The 21,084-nt window shown below is 46.6% G+C and carries 19 protein-coding genes; 6 read left to right on the top strand and 13 right to left on the bottom strand.

Annotated features, from left to right (window positions below; translation table 11 throughout):
- Positions 1-187 precede the first annotated feature (187 nt).
- Positions 188-2,857: a pyruvate, phosphate dikinase gene (ppdK, locus tag PP175_RS09575; protein ID WP_272442522.1), complete on the top strand. Its 2,670-nt coding sequence runs from the start codon at positions 188-190 to the stop codon at positions 2,855-2,857.
- Between the two features lie 86 nt (positions 2,858-2,943).
- Here the strand turns inward: ppdK and PP175_RS09570 are convergent, their stop codons facing one another.
- The 3 genes from PP175_RS09570 to asnS form a co-directional block, all read right to left on the bottom strand.
- Complete coding sequence (locus tag PP175_RS09570) at positions 2,944-3,351, bottom strand: hypothetical protein (protein ID WP_272442521.1); 408 nt, start codon at positions 3,349-3,351, stop codon at positions 2,944-2,946.
- A 44-nt stretch (positions 3,352-3,395) separates the two neighbouring features.
- On the bottom strand, positions 3,396-4,130 hold the full coding sequence (locus PP175_RS09565) for a DnaD domain-containing protein (RefSeq protein WP_272442520.1): 735 nt from the start codon (positions 4,128-4,130) through the stop codon (positions 3,396-3,398).
- Between the two features lie 81 nt (positions 4,131-4,211).
- Positions 4,212-5,501, bottom strand: a complete 1,290-nt coding sequence (gene asnS, locus PP175_RS09560) for an asparagine--tRNA ligase (protein WP_272442519.1) — start codon at positions 5,499-5,501, stop codon at positions 4,212-4,214.
- Between the two features lie 257 nt (positions 5,502-5,758).
- On the opposite strand from asnS, the gene PP175_RS09555 reads away from it, so the two are divergent.
- Positions 5,759-7,024 (top strand): MFS transporter, encoded by a 1,266-nt coding sequence (locus PP175_RS09555; protein ID WP_272442518.1) that lies wholly within the window; start codon positions 5,759-5,761, stop codon positions 7,022-7,024.
- A gap of 540 nt (positions 7,025-7,564) precedes the next feature.
- On the opposite strand, the gene PP175_RS09550 is transcribed toward PP175_RS09555, so the two are convergent.
- The 4 genes from PP175_RS09550 to PP175_RS09535 form a co-directional block, all read right to left on the bottom strand.
- Positions 7,565-8,740: a pyridoxal phosphate-dependent aminotransferase gene (locus tag PP175_RS09550; protein ID WP_272442517.1), complete on the bottom strand. Its 1,176-nt coding sequence runs from the start codon at positions 8,738-8,740 to the stop codon at positions 7,565-7,567.
- 129 nt (positions 8,741-8,869) lie between these two features.
- Positions 8,870-10,399, bottom strand: coding sequence for an AAA family ATPase (locus tag PP175_RS09545; protein ID WP_272442516.1), 1,530 nt, complete (start codon positions 10,397-10,399; stop codon positions 8,870-8,872).
- The gene (locus tag PP175_RS09540) at positions 10,392-10,913 is read right to left on the bottom strand and encodes a hypothetical protein (RefSeq protein ID WP_272442515.1); all 522 of its coding nucleotides are present in this window, start codon (positions 10,911-10,913) and stop codon (positions 10,392-10,394) included. The genes PP175_RS09545 and PP175_RS09540 overlap by 8 nt, the downstream gene beginning before the upstream one ends.
- A 127-nt stretch (positions 10,914-11,040) precedes the next feature.
- Positions 11,041-11,526, bottom strand: a complete 486-nt coding sequence (locus tag PP175_RS09535) for a cell wall elongation regulator TseB-like domain-containing protein (RefSeq protein ID WP_272442514.1) — start codon at positions 11,524-11,526, stop codon at positions 11,041-11,043.
- Between the two features lie 115 nt (positions 11,527-11,641).
- Here PP175_RS09535 and PP175_RS09530 point away from each other — a divergent pair, with 115 nt between their 5' ends.
- Positions 11,642-11,815: a hypothetical protein gene (locus tag PP175_RS09530; RefSeq protein WP_272442513.1), complete on the top strand. Its 174-nt coding sequence runs from the start codon at positions 11,642-11,644 to the stop codon at positions 11,813-11,815.
- A gap of 82 nt (positions 11,816-11,897) precedes the next feature.
- On the opposite strand, the gene PP175_RS09525 is transcribed toward PP175_RS09530, so the two are convergent.
- The 3 genes from PP175_RS09525 to PP175_RS09515 all read right to left on the bottom strand — a co-directional run bounded on the left by PP175_RS09525 (position 11,898) and on the right by PP175_RS09515 (position 15,400).
- Positions 11,898-13,193 (bottom strand): amidohydrolase family protein, encoded by a 1,296-nt coding sequence (locus tag PP175_RS09525; RefSeq protein ID WP_272442512.1) that lies wholly within the window; start codon positions 13,191-13,193, stop codon positions 11,898-11,900.
- Positions 13,194-13,250: 57 nt separating this feature from the next.
- Positions 13,251-14,117, bottom strand: coding sequence for a non-homologous end-joining DNA ligase (gene ligD, locus PP175_RS09520; protein WP_272442511.1), 867 nt, complete (start codon positions 14,115-14,117; stop codon positions 13,251-13,253).
- A 197-nt stretch (positions 14,118-14,314) separates the two neighbouring features.
- Positions 14,315-15,400, bottom strand: a complete 1,086-nt coding sequence (locus tag PP175_RS09515; protein WP_272442510.1) for a branched-chain amino acid aminotransferase — start codon at positions 15,398-15,400, stop codon at positions 14,315-14,317.
- Positions 15,401-15,614: 214 nt separating this feature from the next.
- Here PP175_RS09515 and PP175_RS09510 point away from each other — a divergent pair, with 214 nt between their 5' ends.
- The 3 genes from PP175_RS09510 (at position 15,615) to PP175_RS09500 (ending at position 18,310) form a co-directional block, all read left to right on the top strand.
- Positions 15,615-15,887 (top strand): GNAT family N-acetyltransferase, encoded by a 273-nt coding sequence (locus PP175_RS09510; RefSeq protein ID WP_272442509.1) that lies wholly within the window; start codon positions 15,615-15,617, stop codon positions 15,885-15,887.
- Between the two features lie 163 nt (positions 15,888-16,050).
- A complete protein-coding gene (locus tag PP175_RS09505) occupies positions 16,051-16,992 on the top strand; it encodes an ATP-dependent DNA ligase (RefSeq protein ID WP_272442508.1) in 942 nt (313 codons plus the stop codon).
- Positions 16,993-17,056: 64 nt separating this feature from the next.
- Positions 17,057-18,310: a bacillibactin exporter BcbE gene (locus PP175_RS09500; protein ID WP_272442507.1), complete on the top strand. Its 1,254-nt coding sequence runs from the start codon at positions 17,057-17,059 to the stop codon at positions 18,308-18,310.
- Positions 18,311-18,638: 328 nt separating this feature from the next.
- On the opposite strand, the gene ku is transcribed toward PP175_RS09500, so the two are convergent.
- From ku to PP175_RS09485, 3 genes are all read right to left on the bottom strand, one after another.
- Positions 18,639-19,463 carry a non-homologous end joining protein Ku gene (gene ku / locus PP175_RS09495; RefSeq protein WP_334314209.1) on the bottom strand — a complete coding sequence of 275 codons (825 nt, stop codon included), beginning with the start codon at positions 19,461-19,463 and terminating at the stop codon, positions 18,639-18,641.
- Between the two features lie 97 nt (positions 19,464-19,560).
- Entirely contained in the window at positions 19,561-20,199 is a 639-nt protein-coding gene (locus tag PP175_RS09490; RefSeq protein ID WP_272443231.1) for a redox-sensing transcriptional repressor Rex, read from the bottom strand.
- A complete protein-coding gene (locus PP175_RS09485; protein WP_272442505.1) occupies positions 20,195-21,064 on the bottom strand; it encodes a ComEC/Rec2 family competence protein in 870 nt (289 codons plus the stop codon). Before PP175_RS09485 ends, PP175_RS09490 begins: the two co-directional genes overlap by 5 nt.
- Between the last annotated feature and the right edge of the window lie 20 nt (positions 21,065-21,084).

The following is a 21,084-nucleotide window of genomic DNA, read 5'->3' as shown; positions in this document are numbered from 1 at the left end:
ATAGACTTGTCGCGAAAAAAAATAGAGACGGTAGAAATCAGGTTTATTGTTCACAATAACGTCATGCTTTGTTCACACATATTATCCTCGTTTCCCCATATTATGATGGAATACGTTGTATGGTTATATTGGAAATGATAAAACAGGATAGATAAAACGGAGGTGCCGCCGCTTTTCGGCGATTGCTATGGGTCAAAAATACGTCTACTTGTTCAGTGAAGGCAGCGGTGCGATGGGCGATTTACTAGGCCGCAAAGGAGCGAATCTGGCAGATATGATCTCCCTCGGTCTCCCCGTCCCTTACGGATTCACCATTACAACAGAAGCATGCCGGCGTTTTTATGATGAAGGAAAACAAATCCATCCGCTGATAAGCAGCCAGATTGAGGATGGACTGGCAACGCTTGAACAAATAACGGGCAAGGCCATCGGCCATCCAACCCGGCCGTTGCTCGTTTCCGTTCGATCCGGATCGTCTATATCCATGCCTGGAATGATGGACACAATCTTAAATCTGGGCATCAATGATAAAACAGCCGAATCACTCGCCTACCAGACGAATCAGCCTGCTTTTGCATATGATTCTTACCGACGTTTCATCCAAATGTTTGCTTCAATTGTATTGGATGTGGACAGCAGCCTGTTTGAAGAAGAATTACTACGAATGAAGGATATAGCCGGGGTCACGCGTGATTCAGACTTAGATGCAGACCATTTGGCCGACCTGATTAATCGATATAAAAAAATAGTCAGCGAAGAAACGGGGCACTGTTTTCCGCAGGACCCAATAGAGCAGCTCATGAAGGCTACGGGTGCCGTGTTTGACTCGTGGTATAACCAGCGCGCTATGATATACAGGCGGATTCATAAAATTCCCGAACATCTTGGTACTGCGGTAACCATACAGGAGATGGTGTTTGGAAATGCTGGTGTCAATTCAGGCACAGGGATTGCGTTTACAAGGCATCCTTCTACCGGAGAAGCGAGTCTATTCGGTGAATTTTTACTGAATGCCCAGGGGGAAGATATTGTGGCCGGAATCCGGACGCCAAGCCCCCTTTCTCTGTTGCAGGATAATATGCCGGTTGTATACGCTCAACTAAAGAAAACAGCCCACAAGCTTGAAAATCATTACCGCGATATGCAGGACATTGAATTCACGGTCGAGAATAGCCGGCTTTTTCTGCTGCAAACCCGGGCCGCTAAGCGCACCGCAGAAGCGGCGATTAAAGTTACGGTGGATATGGCAAATGAAGGGCTTATTTCCCGCGATGAAGCGCTGCTTCGCATCAACCCCTCAAATTTAAGCCCGCTGCTGCAGTATACCATCGATCCCCATTCAGTATTGGATCTACTCGGCACCGGGCTTGGGGCCAGCTCCGGTGCGGCAACCGGTATCATCGTATTTGACGCCGAAGAAGCTGAACGATTGCATCGTACAGGCCTTTCCGTTATCCTTGTCCGTCCGGAAACCACTCCTGAGGATATACACGGGATGGTGGCAAGCGACGGCGTGTTGACCATTCGAGGCGGGGTTACCAGCCATGCGGCGGTGGTTGCCCGCGATCTCGGCAAACCTTCTGTGGTCGGGTGTGAATCCTTTACGGTTGACCTGGAAGAACGAAGGCTTCATGCGGGTGATAGGACCTTAAATGAAGGGGACGTTATCACCATTTGCGGGTCCAGCGGCCAGGTGATCAACGGGGAAGCACCGCTTGTACCCCCAAGATTTTCCGATGAATTTAAAACGCTGCTCCAGTGGGCCAGAGATCGCAAAACGCTACCGGTTCTCGCCAGTGTGAATTCTCCCAGGGAAGCAGACCTTTCGCGCCGAATGGGAGCAGAAGGAGTTGGCCTCTGCCGCACAGAGCAGATGTTTAAAGATCCGCACAGGCTTGGTATTGTAACAAAGATGATGCTGGCGCATTCAGCTTATGAGCGAAGAAAGTATCTGAACCAGCTGATCCCTATCCAAAAAGACGATTTCTGCGGAATTTTCCGTGCGATGGAGGGAAAGCCTGTTACCATCCGGCTCATCGATCCGCCGCTGCATGAATTCCTGCCGAATGCCGAAGTTCTTTCGCTGGAAATCGAACGTGCACGTGTTGCCGGGGATACCGGGGAGTTAAAGCAAAAAATTGCTTTGCTGGAGCGAATCCAAATCCTGCATGAAAGCAACCCTGCCTTTGGCCATAGGGGATGCCGCTTAGGGATTACCTACCCTGAAATATACGAGTGCCAGACACGGGCGATTGCAGAAGCAGCACTCGATTTAAAAAGGGAAGGCATTCACGTTTATCCAAGAATTATTGTGCCTCTTCTAAGCCATACGAACGAAATGCTGGCTGTCCGGGTTAACGTACTGAATACACTTGAACAGGTGTATACCCAGTACTGTGATCGCATGGATATACCGATTGGAGCCTTTATGGAACTGCCCAGAGCATGTTTAACAGCAGACAGAATCGTAGAGTACGCGGATTTCTTTGTTTATGGCACGAATGATTTAACGCAGTCCACCTACGGATTTAGCCGGGATGACGCGGAAGGCAAATACCTTGCTTATTACCTTGATCATAAAATTCTGCAGGACAATCCATTTGTTGTGCTTGATCAGGAAGGCGTAGGGCAATTGATAAAGATTGGCATTGAGAAAGGCAGGAGCAAGCGTCCCGGTTTAAAGATAGGCGTTTGCGGGGATCATACGAGCGAACAACAATCGGTGCTTTTCTTTCAAAATGAGGGCCTTGATTTCATTTCTTCGCTTCCCCACCGCATCCCTATGTCGTTGTTATCGGCTGCTCAGGCGGCGATTCATACAGAAAAGGCGCCAGTTCCAACAACTAAGCAGAAATAAAAAAGAGGATAAACAGCGTTCAATAGCGCTGCCTACCCTCTTTTTTTATTCGCTTCCTATTCAATTGCTTCTCCATAAGGTAAGGATCATGACAAAGGTTTTATTTCAAATCCTTCTTCAAAAAGTTGATGATATCGGATTTCAGGAAAGGACGTCTCTGTGTGTGTGTAGTATCTCGTATCCATAACAATTCTGCCGTCTTCCGGGAAACCAAGCACAATAAGATACGGCCTGGCCAGAACCAGGCGGCGCTGGATTTCCTTCCACGATTCAAACTGCCAGCAAATCTCAAGTTTGTCGTTAAACAGACTGAAATGAATCCCTGCCTCTGTTAGATAAGGCAACACTCTGGTATGCATAACCTCGCCATTCCAGACAACCACGTCCCCATTTGCCTGAATGATTCCGCGGGCATATTTTTCATCCCGGTATATTTTCTTGACATCCCTGCGCGTAGGATTCGTGCAAATAAATAAATCATCAAGGTTACTCAATTTCCTTCCCCCTTATCGCCTATACGGGAAAGAAGACAGCGGCCTTACGACTCGCTGCCTTCTTCTAACCAATTGTAAAAAGGAAACTCCGGCGGCACATCCCCTGTTGCCGCTTTTGGCATCTGCTGCTGATAAAAATTATTTTTCTGGTAGCGCCGAAACTTCATGCTGTATTCGCGCGCTTCATGAGGCGTGCGGACATTATTGCGGTGCCATTCAAACAAAATCCGATCAATATACCGAAAAAAGAGCTTCCCTGACATCACAGCCTCGCGCAGCGCGGCAATAACCAACTCTTCTGAATAACCGTCTTGATCCAGCCACATCGCCAGGTTTTCGCACTCAATGGGAGATAGCGGACGGCCGAATTCCTCTTCAAAAACGGTATAAAGGCTTTTGCGTATTTCCCCATCGCTTTCAGCTTGCTGAACCTGCTGAATAGCGTCTTCCAGGAAGGCGACAATTTTTTTATGTAGTGGAACAAAACAGTACCATTCAGACCGGACACCCGTTTTGGGGTCAACATCCTCTTCAATAGACAGGTAATTATGCTGAACAAGCCTCTGCATAATCTGAATAATCGTCTGGGAATCTACCGACATCCGGCCTTCGAGTTCGTGTATCGTGGGGAATAAGTTCCCTTCCGCTTTAAAACTGAGCAGGTGGATAACCAGCATCATTTCTTTATCTGTAAGTCCAATACTTACATAGTTCTGCAATACAATATTTGGCAAAGCTGTTGTTCCAGCTTCCAGTGATTTATACAATAGCTCACTCATCGTAAAACCCACCTCACGTACATCCCATTATAGCAGGTGTTATTCGACAAGTTTAGACTTGATATTCAGGAAACACTCGTCCTACGGATAAAGGCGGTTTAACAAACGAGGGAACGGAATGGTTTCGCGGACATGTTCTGTACCGCAAATCCAGGCTACTGTCCGCTCCAGTCCAAGTCCGAATCCGGAATGCGGAACGGAACCATACTGCCTGAGATCTAGATACCACTGGTAGGCTTCCGGGTTTAACTGGTGTTCTTTATACCTCTCATTCATCAATTCGAGGTCATCGATCCGCTGGCTGCCGCCTATTATCTCCCCATAACCCTCAGGAGCAATTAAGTCTGCGCACAGAACAACTTCCGGCCGATTCGGGTCCGGCTTCATATAGAAAGCTTTGATGCTTGTTGGATAATGGGTAATAAATACCGGCCTATCAAATTTCTCTGCAATAGCCGTTTCATGTGGTGCGCCAAAATCTTCGCCCCACTGAATTTCATGGCCTTCTTTCTGAAGCATCTGAATGGCTTCATCATATGTAATACGGGGGAAAGGCGCTTTAATATTCTCAAGCTTTGACACGTCGCGATCCAGGCGTTTCAGTTCAAGCTGGCAGTTCTTCAGCACATATTGGACGACATAGCTGACAAACTCTTCCTGAACGCGAAGATTCTCTTCATGATCGGCAAAAGCCATCTCGGGCTCAATCATCCAGAATTCGATCAAATGCCGGCGGGTTTTGGACTTCTCTGCACGGAATGTCGGCCCAAATGAAAACACGCGCCCCATGGCCATTGCCGCCGCTTCCATGTAAAGCTGGCCGCTCTGTGACAGATAAGCTTCTTCGTCAAAATATTGAGTATGAAACAGCGTCGTTGTCCCTTCCGCTGATGTAGGTGTTAGAATAGGAGGGTCCACTTTAAAGAAACCGCGCTCATCAAAAAATTTATAAACCGCCTGAATGATCGCGGAACGGATGCTCAACACAGCCTGTTGGCGCATGGAGCGTATCCAGAGATGGCGGTGATCCATCAGGAACTCAATCCCATGCTCCTTCGGTGTAATCGGATATTCATGGGCAATCTGTATCGGCTCCACGCCCGTAACCGTTAATTCGTAACCCGACTTAGCGCGTTCATCGGCACGCACTGTGCCGGTTACATACAAGGAACTCTCCTGTGTCAATGATTTAGCTGCTTCCCAAACCTCAGGGGCAACTTCGTTTTTTACAACAACGCCCTGAATAAAACCAGTGCCGTCGCGAAGTTGAAGAAATTGGATTTTCCCGCTGGATCGCTTATTAAATAGCCACCCGCCGAGCCTTACTTCTTCTCCAACATGTTTTCCTATACGTGATATGGTTGTGAGCATTTTCTCAGTCCCCTTGCAAACATGATGTTAAACCTACAGAATTATACTATTGCGCGCCCTATTTTGCAAACTACTCCTTTGCTTGTGCTCTTGTTGTTTTCTTTTCATTCCTGAACATACATTGACCTGGCTGAGGGCAATCTAAATTCGGGGTGTTTCGGGACCGGAGGTCCCATTTAAAGAATGCGCTCAACGCACTTCAACACGTTAAAGCAAAATATACTTTCCTATACGATTAAGAAAGGATAGGGTAACGCATGGAGAAAGCTAAAAACACAAGTTTTATCTCACTCACTACGCTTGCTTTAATTCCGATTGTTATGGTTCTTGGCAATTCGATGCTTGTTCCTGGATTGCCGACGATGGAATCACAACTTGGAATATCAAAATTCCAGAGCAGCCTTATCATATCCGTTTTTTCGTTTGCCGCCGGGATTGTAATGCCCTTTGTTGGATACCTGTCTGACCGATTTGGACGCAAACCAATCATCGGCATTGCATTGCTGTTGTATGGATTAGGGGGAATATTCTCGGGTGTCACAGCCTGGCTCATTAAGGATTCTTATCCGTACATTCTAATCGGCCGGATTTTCCAGGGATTTGGTGCAGCCGGAACGTCTCCTGTTGCGATGGCCCTTATCGGGGACATGTATAAAGGTGGAGAAGAAAGCCGGGTGCTTGGCATTAACGAAGCCGCTAACGGATTCGGAAAAATCATCTCCCCCATTCTCGGTTCCCTCATTGCTTTAATATCCTGGTATGCTGTATTTTTTACTTTTCCGGTCCTGTGTTTCATTGTAGCCGCATTGACCTGGTTTGTTATAAAAGAACCAGAACGGCCGGAACCGGTATCGGTTTCTAAATATGTGCAAAAGATAAAAGGCATTTTTAAGAAAAAAGGAAGCTGGCTTATTTCATCTTTTCTTGTCGGGTCCATCGGTTTATTCATCCTGTTCGGCGTTCTCTTTTACTTATCGAATATTTTAGAAGACGAGTACAATGTGTCCGGTTTTCTGAAAGGGCCGATTTTGGCCATTCCTCTCCTCGGTCTCGTTACAACCTCTTATTTCACAGGTGCTTCAATTAAACAGAACATGAAGCTGATCAGAAAAATCATGGTGCTGGGACTTATCATTTTGACAGCTGCGATGATCATTGTGTCTTTTTTTGAGAATATCTATGTGATTGTTGCCCTTTTAACTGTGGGCAGCATAGGTATTGGCTTAACGCTGCCCTGTGTGAACACCATTATAACCGGCGCTGTCCAAAAATCTGAGCGGGGCATGATTACTGCGCTGTACGGAAGTGTCCGTTTCTTTGGTGTCGCTGTCGGGCCTCCATTTTTCGGATGGCTAATGGATATATCGCACCGCGCACTGTTCTTTACCGTATCGGGCATCAGCCTGGCTACACTAATTGTGAGCTACTTCTTTATTAATCCGCAGAAGCAGAGCGGACCTAAGACTAAACCAAAAGATACAGAAAAAAGGCCTACCCTTAACAGGGTTAAAGCACCAACCTGAGAAAAACATCGCGGGCCATGCCGCTCTCTCCTTTCCCCTCCTAGAAGTTTTTACGGCCGCTTTGTGGAACGACGGGCGGACCGTCATTAGGGAATCTTGGCTAGCGGCAAGCGCAGGCGATGGCCTTAGATTCCTTTATACCGTTTCGGTGCAACATCTGGGTGTCTCAATGATGGAGACAGGTTGCCGGTCTTTTCACCCTCTGTTCCAGACGCTCCATTAGAAAACTAGGTTGCGCCAAGCTATAGCGCAGGCAGCAACCTAAGTTGCACTTATGCCGAAAGGTAAAATGGAAACACCTTTCGGCCTGTGGGAAAGAAAGGTGCGGACATGCGCCTCACGATGTTTTTCTAGTGTGTTTCGGGACCGGAGGTCCCATTTAAACAACGCTAAAGGCAGTTTAACACGGTGAAACACTAATTTTACATATCAACAACCAGAAAGGGACGTATCGGTCCCAACAAAATTTAATACTCAAAAGCGAAATATGCTTTCGATAAAGAAAAGGGCGATCTCTTATCGAAATCGCCCCTGACAACTTTATTTACCCTCAACAAATCTTTTAATCCTTGCAGCCCCTTCTTGAAGCTGTTCAAGGGATGTTGCATAGGATATCCGGATATGGTTTGGCGCTCCGAAACCGGAACCTGGAATAAGCGCTACATACTCTTTTTCCAGCAAATCTTCTGACCACTGATCAACGTCTTTATATCCGCCTTTTTTCATGGCTTCGGCGACATTGGCAAACAGATAAAAGGCGCCTTTAGGGGGCACGCAGTAGATACCATCTATATTATTCATTAAGTCAACGATGGCCTTGCGGCGTTTGTTAAACTCGGCTTTCATTTTCTGCAGCGGCTCTTCGGAACCGCGCAGGGCAGCCAGCGCCCCATACTGAGCAAACGTCGTCGGGTTGGATGTGCTGTGGCTGGACAGGTTTGTCATCGCTTTAATGAGCGCTTCATTGCCTGCCGCATAACCAATCCGCCAGCCGGTCATGGAATATGGCTTAGACATACCGTTAATAACAACGGTATTCTCATACACTTCGCTGCTTAATGTAGCGATGCTAACATGTTCGCCGTCGTAAATGAGCTTCTCATAGATTTCATCGGAGATAATCAGCAGATTATTCTTTAAACACACCTGTGCAATCCCCTCCAGCTCCTCCCGGGAATAAATGCTGCCAGTAGGGTTGCTTGGCGAGTTCAGGATGAAGGCCCGGGTTTTAGATGTCACCGCGGCCTGAATTTGTTCCGGTGTCACCTTAAATTCATTTTCTTCTTTTCCTTCAATATGTACCGGAACTCCTTCTGCTAGTACAACCATTTCCGGATAGCTTACCCAGTATGGAGTGGGGATAATGACTTCCTCGCCTGGATCTATCAGGGCCTGAAATAAATTATAGAGGGCGTGTTTGGCTCCGTTCGTGATTAGAATTTGAGAAGGTTTATATGTAAGCCCGTTGTCGCGGGAAAGCTTATCGCATACAGCTTGTTTTAACTCCAGGATACCGGAAGCGGCCGTATATTTCGTATGGCCCTCTTGCATGGCTTTCACTGCCGCATCGATAATATGCTGCGGAGTGTTAAAATCTGGCTCGCCTGCACCAAGGCCGACAACGTCGATTCCCTGGCTTTTTAATTCTTTCGCCTTAGCGGTAATTGCCAGTGTTTTAGAAGGGGTAACTTTAAGAACACGCTGCGCTAATTTCATAATTAAACCTCCTGTTGATTACTCATTTTAATCTATATCCCATTGTAGCGCGATTGAAAAAAAACACAAGCCGAAGCAGGAAAAAGCCCACAGGTTTATGGAATCAACTTGTAGGCTTGCCTCTTTCAGTTATGCGTTTAAAAGCTGTGTATCAATCTTTTCTAGATTATCTTTTTTGACCATGTTCTTGGCATTAGCGATCATAGCTCGGAATTCGTCACCGTTTAGAACTTCCTCGCGGAGGAGGTGGTCCAATGCATGCTTGAATACCGGGAAGAAACTGCGGAGCACAGCTCGCGTTTCCTCAAGCAGTTCATTGAGAATGCGCTGGCGTTCTTCATGCAGAGCTTCACGTGATACCATATCCACTTTGACAATGCCCAGCCGGGAGAGGCCGGTATCAATCATCGTATTTACGAGGTGAAGCGCCTGCTCAAAGTCGTTGCGTGAGCCCGTACTGCGCCCGCCATAAATGATTTCTTCGGCTACTGCTCCACCTAAAGCAATCATGATTTGCTGTTCGAGATTTTCTACAGTATACAGATAACGGTCCTGTTGTGGGCTCTGGCGGACATATCCCAAGGCCTGCCCACGAGGGCGCAGCGATACCTGGGAAACAGAGAGAGGCCGAACCACTTCAGAGACTATTGCATGTCCAAGTTCATGGTTAGCAACTCTTTCCCGTTCTTCTGCAGTAGACTCACGGTCAGTCTGCTCTCCCATCATAACTTTATCGATAGCGTGGGAGAAATGGCGCTGCGTGATTTCTGTGCTGTTCTCGCGGAATGCATAGATCGCGGCCTCATTGGTTACACTTTCTAACTGAGCACCGGAAAAATTAAACGTATCCCGTGCGATTGCATCAATGTCTACATCATCAGCAAGCGGCTTGTTCTTCACATGAATCTCAAGGATCTGCTTACGTGCTTTTTTATCTGGGAGATCAACGACAATCTGGCGGTCAAAGCGGCCGGGCCGAATCAACGCGTCATCGAGCATGTCGGCACGGTTAGTTGCCGCAACGATAAGAATACGTGGATTTTCAGATGTCGTAATACCGTCCATTTCGGTCAACAGCTGGTTAAGCGTCTGGTCATATTCACGGTGCTGGCTACCTTCACGCTTACCGCCCAAAACATCGATCTCATCAATAAAGATGATGGCGCTGTCCTGGTTGTTTTTTTCAGCCTTTTGCTTCGCTTCTTTAAAGAGATCGCGAATTCGCTGAGCACCAACCCCGACATACATCTCAACGAACTGGGAACCAGACGCGGCAATAAAAGCCGAGTTTGTATAATTAGCGGCAGCCTTAGCCATTAAGGTTTTACCGGTGCCCGGAGGTCCTGTTAAAAGGATTCCTTTTAACGGGCGAATGCCATATTTTTTAAGCGTATCTTTATGGATAAGGAAGTCTAACGCTTCCCTTAGTTCCTTCTTGGCGCGTTCCTGCCCGCCAATGTCATTGAATTTTATCTGTGTTTTAGGCGTGTCCACTGATGTTTTCTTCTGCGTTACAGACATGCCGCCCTGGCGCATGATCACAAACATCAGCAAACTGAGCACAAGCGCCGCGATGATAAATGGCGCAACGTTAACACCAATAAAAACGAGAAACACGATAAGAACGGGAAACGTCCCGAATAAAATCTCTTTACCCAATCCGGTTCACCTCTTTATATCTGGGAAGAACAGCATAGTAGGGGCTCTTTCCATCATTTAAATATATATAAATATTCTGGTCATCCATTTGGGAATATACGTTGGCTAAGTGATATTTATTCTTCATATTCTCAAGTACGAAAGGAATTTTCGAGTAAGTGTGCAGGTCCATTGCTTCAGATATAGCGAAAGAGTTTTGTTCCCATATTTTTTTAAGCATGGCGTCAGGCGAATTGAGTTCGATTTTGACCGGCTTCCCATTTGTTTTGTCCGCAACGATCTTCTGAATTTGTTTATATTTATCAGCAAAGCCGTTCGGATCAGAGAAAGATACATTAACTCCGACAGCATCGCGACCAATCGTTAAATCGTTGAGCTTAATTCCTTTAATAGCCGAAATCTGTGTGGCAATAGGCTTCTTAACAAACTGGCTCTGATAAACGAACCATCCTCCGAACAGTAGAATACTACTGATTACGACGGATAAAAAGATGGGGAATGTACGTACCTTCATCTCTCCTATCCTCACCCTTTCTAGATCATTACAAGTGATATATCTTTGTATATCACGTAGTATATCACAAATAATTAGTTTGTGGATATAACTTTCTAAATGTGACAAAAAAGACAACCTCTTACATTTATGAGGTTGCCTTTTGCAAGCGATACGTTTTCGTCACCTGTCCGCTATAGATGTCAACATAATAATAATTATAATTATCTTCGGAGTCAATAAATAATGCTTCCCAAAATTTCTGGTTCCCGTCTTGGCCAGGGATAACATGAACGATGTAAGCTCCGGGATTTTTCTGTTTAATGGCTGTAATGATTCCGGATTTATTGACGATCCGGTTCATGTCTTCTACGTTTACCTTACTGCCGTTAATCCAGGCGATAAGCGGTTCACCTGTCCGGCTTTTCCCCTGGACGGTAACATAGCTCCGGGTTCCGTTATAGACGTCCACAGCGGTAACCTCGTTGATCGGTGTCTTGGCATGGGCTTCTGCTTTTGCCTGGTCAACGATTGTCTGCTCCTGCCCAGTCACATGAAAATAGATAACCAGGCAGCCCGCCATTATAAACACGATAACTCCCACAATAATTAACCCAAACTGCTTCCAATTCATGATAGTGAGATTCTCCTTTACTTACACATTGAAGTTAATGGGGAGTGTCCTAAAAACTGGTGAACATACGGTTTTCCCCTCAGGAGATACTATTTATAGCGAGGAGGTGAGCGAAGTGCAAATCGAGCACCCTTCGGATGAACTGCCGGCAAAAATTGCGGAACTGATGGACGAGCATAATCCATCGTGGTTATACCTCTCATCGCCGTTTCGAACGGCGCCGGAGCTTCCGTTTGCAGCCTTTCGCCAACCAAATATTTCCTCATGGATTCAGATGGAAGATCCATGAAGTTTCTAGTTAACCATTATTCCCCTACCTATTCCTCTTTCCCCTGCCAGAAAAGCAGGGGATTTTTTAGGCTTTCCGCCTTCTATTTTTGTAATCGGGCAAACATGCGGTTTGCTTCCTTGCTGATCGTTTCTTCATCCATCGAAAGGCATACCCCGTCTTTTATAAGCTGTTTTCCCTTTACATATACATCTTTTACATCCCGCCCGCTGGCCGAATACACTACGTGGGATACGGGGTCATGCTCAGGCTGGTAGAAAACACGGTGGGAATCGATGACGATGAAATCCGCCTGCTTCCCTAGTTCCAGCGATCCGATCTGGTCGCTTAGCAGAAGAGCCTGGGCCCCATAAATGGTGGCCATCCGCAATGCTTCTGTAGCCGGAACGAGCACAGGATTTTTGCGGACCCCTTTATGCAGAAGGGCCACCATCTTCATTTCTTCAAACAAATCCAGGTTGTTATTGCTTGCCGAACTGTCTGTGCCGAGCGAGACGCAAATTCCGCGCTCCATCATCTCAGGTACACGGGCGATGCCGCTACCCAGCTTTAAATTGCTGATCGGATTATGTGAAACTTTAACATTATATTTTGCCAAAATATCCAGCTCTTCATCCGTTAAATGCACGGCGTGGGCGACGAGCGTTGGACGGTTAAATACGCCCAGCTTCTCTAGGTGCAGCACCGGACGCGAACCATAATCGTCCACATTTTGCTGAACTTCCCACTCTGATTCTGACATATGGATATGAATGGGCAGGTCCAATTCCTCCGCTTTGGCCACAATTCGCTGGATGTAGTCTGGCGGACATGTATAAGGGCCGTGCGGTGACATCATCGTCTTAATTCTTCCATCTGCCGCGTTGTTCCAGCGGGCCGCAAACGCACTGGCCTCATCGAGTTTCTGGGCCTGCACATCCGGTGGGCACAGCCCAATAACACCCCTGCATAGGGAAGCACGCATCCCCGAAGCCGTAACCAGCTCAGCTACCATATCCATATGGTCATACATATCAACAAACGTGGTGGTTCCCGTCTTTAGCATTTCTACAATGGAAAGAGATGTTCCCCAGCGCACATGTTCCTCGGTAAACTGCGCTTCAAGCGGCCACATTTTCGTCTCCAGCCATTCTTGGAGTGGCAGGTCATCTGCGTATCCGCGGAGAAGTGACATAGCGGTGTGGCCATGGGTATTAATGAGCCCAGGCATCAGAATCCGGCCTTCTGCGTCAATCACTTCTTCGAAGCCTGCAGGCCCAGACGGAGATGGCCCCACATATGTAATCACACCGTCCTCAAACCCGACTGCGCCATTATAAATGACTTCGTTATCTGGGTTCACTGTAAGAACGGTCGCGTTAATCAATATCGTTTTCATCCAAAGCTCCTCTCGTTCATCATACAAACATTATTTTACCTTTGTACCCGTTTCGTTTCAATCGAGAAATTGCAGGATAGCATCCAGTGACTGCCTACTCGTTATACTTTGCAGGGGTGCAAACAAATCCCCCTGCTTCTCCAGCCGTTCCGGTACGGTATAAATCGTAAAATCCTCCGGGGTGCACCCTTTTTCGATTTCTTCCCAGGCAACAGGCGTTGAGACTGTAGGTGTTTGCCGGGCACGCGTTGAATAAGGAGCCGGCAGCGTTTTTCCAGGTGCATGCTGAACATAATCAATATAAAGCCTGTCTCCCCTGTTCCGCTTCAGGCGTTCCACTGTTAAAAGCCGAGGGTGCTTCTGCACAAGAAATTCAGCGATAAACCGGCTAACCCTGCGCGTGTCGCTATACGTATATCCCAGTTGAATGGGAACATAAATTTGCAAACCGGTAGCACCTGATGTTTTGACATACGGAACCAGCCCAACCCCAACTAACACATCCCGCATAAGGAGGGCTGCTTCTCTAACGTGAGAGAAACCCTCGATAGACGGATCCAAATCAAAGACAAGCTCTGTTGGCTCCTCTTCCCTGCTGTATGTGTTAAATGCGATGTGAAGTTCAAGAGCGGCTTGATTGCCCAGCCAATATAGTGTCTCCCTATTGTTGCAAACAATAAAACGGTCTTGTCCCCGGCTAACCACCTCAACCCACTCAGGCGTGTGCGCCGGTGCGTGCTTCTGGTAAAAGGACTTTCCATCGACCCCTCCAGGGTAACGGATGAGGGTCAGCAGACGGTCTTTCGTATAAGCTGTGACGTAGTCGGCTACGATGTGCAAATACGCTATGTAATCGGCTTTCGTTGTCGAGGTAGACGGCCACATGATTTTATCGGGATTGGTGATGGACATCTTCTTACTCATGGAAGCCCTCCCGCGCATTTTTTTGCTATTCTTTCCTTTAACGAAGAAAAAATAACCTAATGTGTGAGGGGCAATTACAACACCAGCGTGCGTACACTTAGCTGTTTTTCAATGCTAAAAGCCCGCCTAATGCAGACGGGCTGTTGTTGTCCCTTGGTGAGTACGCATTCCAGGGAGATCAGGATTTTATACTGAAATTATACAAGCTTGACGCTCTCAACTTCCACGGTCCAGCCAAACTTATCCTCAATTTCACCATTCTGGATACCCGTAATGGTATCATAGAGTTTTTGGGACAATTCTCCGATTTCACCTTTGTTTAAAATCATTTTATGATCAAGCCAATTTAATTCTCCGATTGGTGAAATAACAGCGGCCGTACCTGTACCGAAAGCTTCTTCCAGCGTACCGTTCGAATAAGCTTCGTACAGCTCCTCGATAGAAATTTGTCTTTCAACAACCGGAATTCCCCAATCCTTAAGAAGGGTGATGATGGAGTCTCTTGTTACGCCATTTAAAATGCTGCCGTTCAATGCCGGCGTCAAGACCTCTCCATTTATCTTGAAGAACACATTCATGCTCCCTACTTCTTCGATATACTTGTGCTGAATGCCATCCAGCCACAACACTTGCGAATAGCCGCTCTTGTGCGCTTCTTCCTGCGCTTTTAGACTGGACGCATAGTTTCCTGCTGTCTTGGCAAAACCGGTTCCACCGCGGACAGCACGGACAAATTCGCTTTCCACATTGATTCTTACAGGCTTTAATCCTTCCGGATAATAGGCGCCTACCGGACTTAGAATGACCGCTAGTAAATAGTTGTGCGCTGCGTGTACACCCAGCGAAGCATCGGTCGCAATAATGAACGGGCGAATGTAAAGCGAAGTTCCCTCTTCAACCGGGATCCAGTCTTTTTCTATTTTCACCAATTCTTTTAAGGACTCAATAATAAAATCCCCATCAACCTGAGGAATGCTGAGCCTGTCATTTGAAATGTTAAGCCTTTCCATATTCTTGTCAGGTCTAAATAAAAGAACCCGGTCATCGGCAGTTTTATAGGCTTTTAATCCTTCAAAAACGGTCTGGCCATAATGAAAGACCATGGCAGACGGATCCAAACTGAATGGGCCATAAGGAACAATTCGGGCATTGTACCATCCCTTTCCTTCGGTATAATCCATTAAAAACATGTGGTCTGTAAAATATTTTCCGAACCCTAAGTTTTTTTGGTCCGGTTTTGCTTTGGGGCTATTTGTTTTCTCTACCAGCAGGTTGTTAACCATCGACCCATACTCCTCTCAAACCTTTTGTATTAGTTGTACCACTCTTTAGTTAATAAATAAAATACATTCTTCCTACCCCAGAAATAGGCAATACCTATACTCCTATTTTATCACATTTGCGAAGTATGCACTTATTGTTTCGCCTTGTAACAGAAACGGGAAATGTAAAAACTGACGTTAGTAAACCCCAACATTCGGCGAAAGGAGATGCCACATGTCAGAAATCAAGAAAGGCAACAGCAGTTTTTTTATTGAAGACAAAGGAGAAAAGGTTGCGGAAATTCATTATGTGCCAAATGAAGCAGGCTTTGAAGTGGACAGCACCCATGTATCCAACGCGCTCAGCGGCCAGGGTGTTGGTGAATCGCTAGTCAGAAGGATGGTTGAATTCGCGCGGGATCAGCACAAGAAAATTGTCGCTACATGCCCGTTCGCTAAAGCACAAATAGAGAAGCATCCAGAACTGCAGGACGTTCTTGCAAAATAAGCAAAAAGTCCATTTTAAGCCTTCGCTCCACCATGTAGCGAGGGTTTTTGTTTTTTACGGTGCACAGCTTATAAAACAACTCATTTAGATCAGACTATAAAAACTGAAGCAACCGGATTTTCGTACCCGGCGCCTTAGATAGAAAAGGAAGAAGGGGTTATTTATGCAGCTTACTCCAATTGTTCCGTTCGAGCCCGTTCTCACTGAGACAATCCCTGAAGGGCATAATTGGATTGCCCAGATAAAGTGGGATGGTGTTAGAATCCTCACCTATTGTGACGGGAAAGAAGTTAGGCTCTTTAATCGCAAACGACACGAACGGACTTTTCATTATCCGGAGTTATCCGATATAAAATCATACTGTCAGGCAGATTCCGTTATCCTCGATGGTGAGGTTATTGCACTGGGTTTGAATGGCAAACCATCCTTTCATGAGGTCATGCGCAGAGACGGAATCCGAAGAATGGAAAAGGTGGCCGCTGCTGAGCAGCAAGTGCCCATTACCTATATGATCTTTGATGTCATATACTGCAATGGGCAGTGGCTGAATATCCTGCCATTGAAGGAAAGAATTGAAATTTTGTCGAACATCATTGTGCCAAACGATAGGGTGCAATTGGTTAGTATTCATCATGATGCCGAAAACCTGTTTGATGTGATGAAGAAGCAGCAGATGGAAGGGATTGTCGTAAAGGATTTAAACAGCAAATACTTTATGAACTCAAAAAATGCCCACTGGAAAAAGAAAAAATTCTACAAAGATGTCATTGCCGTAGTTGGCGGTGTAACGTTTAGCGGAGGCATCGTTAACGCGATACTGCTTGGCCTGTATGATGACGACGGCCAGCTCACGTATATCGGGCATTCTGGAACAGGCAGACTAACAAAAGAGGAGTGGCGTGAATTCACCGATATCATCCAGCCATTAAAAACGGCACAAAACCCCTTTAAAAATGATCACGCCAGGTTTAAAGATGCGGTGTGGCTGATTCCGGAGATAACCGTAAAAATTCGATTCATGGAGTGGACCAGCAACGCGACATTACGCCAGCCAAGCATTCAAAGTTTTATCCCAGTGGACCCTAAAACATGCACCTTTGAGTGAAAATAAGCGGTCTGAGTGCGGGTATTTTATTTTTTTTGGACGACATGATCGGTAGGAGGAACTTATGGAGGAGAAAAAAACATGGGATTTGATTTCGGCTGCCTCAATTCCTCTGGTGATGACCCTGGGCAACTCCATGCTTATCCCTGTACTGCCTATAATGGAAAAAAAGCTGTCGATCTCCCCGCTGCAGGCCAGTATGGTGATTACTCTCTACTCGTTAGTGGCGATTATTTTAATACCCTTCGCGGGATTGCTATCTGACAGATTAGGGAGGAAAGCCATTATTATACCCAGTTTAATCGTTGCAGGGGTAGGAGGCCTGTTGTCCAGCTGGGCGGCGTTTAATGTTGGTCATCCCTATGTGTTGATACTTATTGGCCGGCTCCTGCAGGGAGCGGGAGCAGCCGGCGCGTTCCCTATTGTCATCCCCCTTGTGGGCGACATGTTTAAAAGGAAAAGCGACGTCAGCAGCGGCCTTGGAATCATTGAAACCTCGAACACCTTAGGCAAAGTGTTAAGCCCAATTTTAGGTGCGTTTCTGGCGTCATTTCTTTGGTACCTTCCATTTGCCTCCATTCCGATTTTTTGCTTAATCTCTGTTTTACTTGTTGTTTTCTTTGTAAAAACACCAAAGAAAAAGGAACAACCTAAAGAATTCTCAGCATATAGAAAATCAATCGTGCGGATTTTTAAAAAACAAGGCCGCTGGCTTTACGCCATTTTTCTAATTGGCTGCATCGCTATGCTTGTTTTATTCGGTGTGCTTTTTTATTTGTCGTCTATACTGGAGGACCGCTACGCCATTGACGGCATCATGAAAGGGATGATTTTAGCTATTCCTTTAGCAGCCTTATGTCTCACTTCCTATTTATCCGGGAAAATTATCGGAGAAAATAAGAAGTTAATGAAATGGCTTGCCTTTTCCGCCTTGCTTCTTTTATCGGTGAGCATTTTCTGGATCAGCTTTACGAGAAATTTTTACTTTCTTATTTTTTTGGTATGTTTAAGCGGTATCGGAATAGGGGCATCTTTGCCAAGCCTGGATTCCCTCATTACGCAGGAGTTTGACAAGGAAGAACGCGGAACCATAACTTCTATTTACAGCAGTGCCCGCTTCGTTGGCGTAGCAGCTGGCCCCCCTATTTTTGCGCTTCTGATAAAGTTTTCTCAGCAGACATTGTTTTTTACGATTACAGGCGTATGTTTGGTAGCCGTAATTGTGTGTCTGTTTGCCATCCGGCCCGCCGACAAATCGTACGGCGGAAAAACCCGGGGGTTGCCATCGTTGTTTAAAAAGAAAGAACCAGCGAAATGAGCAAAACATCGCGGGCGATGCCGCTCTCTTCTTTCCCCTCATAGAAGTTTTCACGGCCGCTTTGTGAAACGACGTGCGGACCGGCAAAACATCTGGGTATCTCAGTGATGGAGACAGTTGCCGGTCTTTTCCGCCCCCTGTTTCACACGCTCCACAAGGGGAAAGAAAGGTGCGGACATGCGCCTCACGATGTTTTTTCTTGGGTGTTTCGGGACCGGAGGTCCCTTACAAAATCGCTCGAGTTACTTCAGACTGTGAAGCACAAACCCTTGGCTTATCAACAAAAAGAGCAAGCCAAGGGTTGGCCTGCTCTTTTTTTCAATGTTGCCTACACAGTTGCTGCTTTCTTTTTCCTTCTTGCCGGTGCACGCTTGGCCGGGGCCTTGGCCTTCGTCCCTTTGTTGGCCTCCAGGCTGGCCTGGAGCGCCTCCATGAGATCGACTACGCGTGCCCGCGGAGCTTCCGCAATCTGGCGAACTTCCTGGCCTTCTATTTTGCGGGTGATCAAATCCTGCAGCTGCACGCGATATTCATCTTTGTATGCAGCCGGGTCGAATGGCCTCGTCAGCTGTTCAATGAGCTGTTCTGCCATTACCCGCTCCTTCTCATTTACCTCAATGCCAGCAGGTAGACCGGGTACGTTTTGGACCGACCGCACTTCATCCGGGTAATACAGAGTTTCCATTAGGAGACAGTCGCCAAACACGCGCACACAGGCAAGATTTTGTTTGGAGCGGATGGTGATTTTGGCGATGGCGATTTTTCCTGTATTCTGCATCGCTGAGCGGAGCAGTACATACGCTTTGTCCCCAGTTTCATTCGGGGAAAGAAAATAAGACCTGTCAAAATAAATCGGGTCTATTTCCTTTAAATCCACAAAGTCAAGAATTTCGATAGTCTTTCGCGTGTTAGGGGTGATCGCTTTAAGCTCGTCCTCTTCTACAACGACAAAACGGCCGGGCTCATATTCATATCCTTTAATAATATCTGACGTCGGCACTTCACCTTCACACGATTCGCACGTTTTGACATACCGGATAGGCTCGTGCTTGTCTTTGTGGAGCATACGAAAGCGGATATCCTTTTCCTCTGTTGCTGCAAACATTTTAACTGGAATGTTGACCAATCCAAATGAAATGCTTCCTTTCCACATAGTATGCAAGGAACGCCACCTCCTCCTTTTAGTGTGAGGAAGGTGTGCAGATTCTAAACGGAAACGAAACAAATTCACCGCTTGCAAGCCATGGGTGTTACAGGTAATAGGCAAGGCTGTGCAGTTCCATGGTCACATCTGCATCATGAACCCGTACACCGTCAGGTACACGAATATTAATCGGGGCAAAGTTTAAAATCGCACTGATGCCCGCGTGGGTAAGCGCATCGGCTACCGACTGCGCGGCAGCTGCAGGAACTGCTATGATGCCGACACGTATGTTTTTTTCCTTCACCACCTGCGGCAAACTGGCAAGTTCACAAATTTCGATACCAGCCGTTACTTTGCCAATTTTTGCAGGATCTGTATCCAGTATGGATACAATTCTCATGTTGTCTTTCAAGTATGCGTTATAATTGCTTATGGCGTGCCCCAAATGCCCCGCCCCGATCAGCACCACATTCACCTGCTGATCCAGTTTAAGTATACTTTTTATTTTTTGAATTAAATACTCCACTTCGTATCCGATGCCTTTGCGGCCAAATTCACCGAAGTGGGCCAGATCTTTTCTGATTTGGGCTGGATTCAAATCCAGAGCCTCCCCCAGCTGTTGTGAGGAAACGGTTCTCACCTGCATATTTCTTAAGCTGTTAAGGTAGCGCAAATAAATAGGCAGTCTGCGAATGACCGCATCAGATATTTTTGGCGTTTTCATCACATTGGTCCTTTCCTCAATTCGTCCCTTCTTTAAGCCCTTTGTCTGTATAGATAGAATAATCAGTTCCACTGGTTATCACATGTACCGTGCCTTTTTTCTGCGTTAAATAGATGTCACTCCAATTTTCAGATAACTTTCTGATGACCTCGTTCTGGGAGAGCGTGTGTGTCCCGGTAAAAATAATAGACGCTTGCGGGTCCACCTTCTCAATAAAAGCTTCACTGGTAGCCTCAGGCGCCCCTTCGTCGCTTACTTTCAGTATCTGGGATTGAAGCGATTGGCGGAGCAGCATCTGCTCAGCCTCTTTATGGATAGCACTCGTAAAAAGGATCTTGATTTTATTATACGTCATTTGCAACACAAGTGAATTATCTTCGGCTGCTAAAAACGGCCGCGCCGCCGGGGCCAGAACAGCGAGTTCAATGCCGACCGGCATATGAAGCGTATTCCCTTCCCGAAGCAAAAGGACACCAGGTGAAAAGGGTCCAGCCTGCTGGATAATCGATTTAGCTGTTAACGCCGGCAGTGCGACTTGCTTAACGGCAATACTGTGAATAATTTCACGCGCTCCCCCGCAGTAGTCGCCCAGGCTGTTAGTTAAGATAAGCGCATCCAGTTCCCTGACGCCCTGCTGCTTAAGCTGCTCAACTATTTCGTGTGCACTCTGCTTTGTTCCCGCATCAATAAGTACGGCATGCTGGCTAAAACGCAAAAGGCTGGCTTCGCCTTGTTTAATCCCAAGAAATTCAACATCCAATTTACCCGCTGTATCCGGCAAATCCTTTTCCCATGGATTGCCCGTTATTTCGGCGGGTGAGCATCCCTGCTGGGTGGTAGCGATAAGGCAGGCACACAGGAAGAGTGCAACTATTTTCAATCGCATAGAGATAACCCCTCCCCCAC

It is taken from the genome of Aneurinibacillus sp. Ricciae_BoGa-3 (assembly GCF_028421645.1).
In the GTDB taxonomy this organism is placed as follows: Bacteria; Bacillota; Bacilli; order Aneurinibacillales; family Aneurinibacillaceae; genus Aneurinibacillus_B.
Note: the sequence above shows the minus strand (reverse complement) of the source record. Positions and strands in the feature narration are given on the sequence as shown.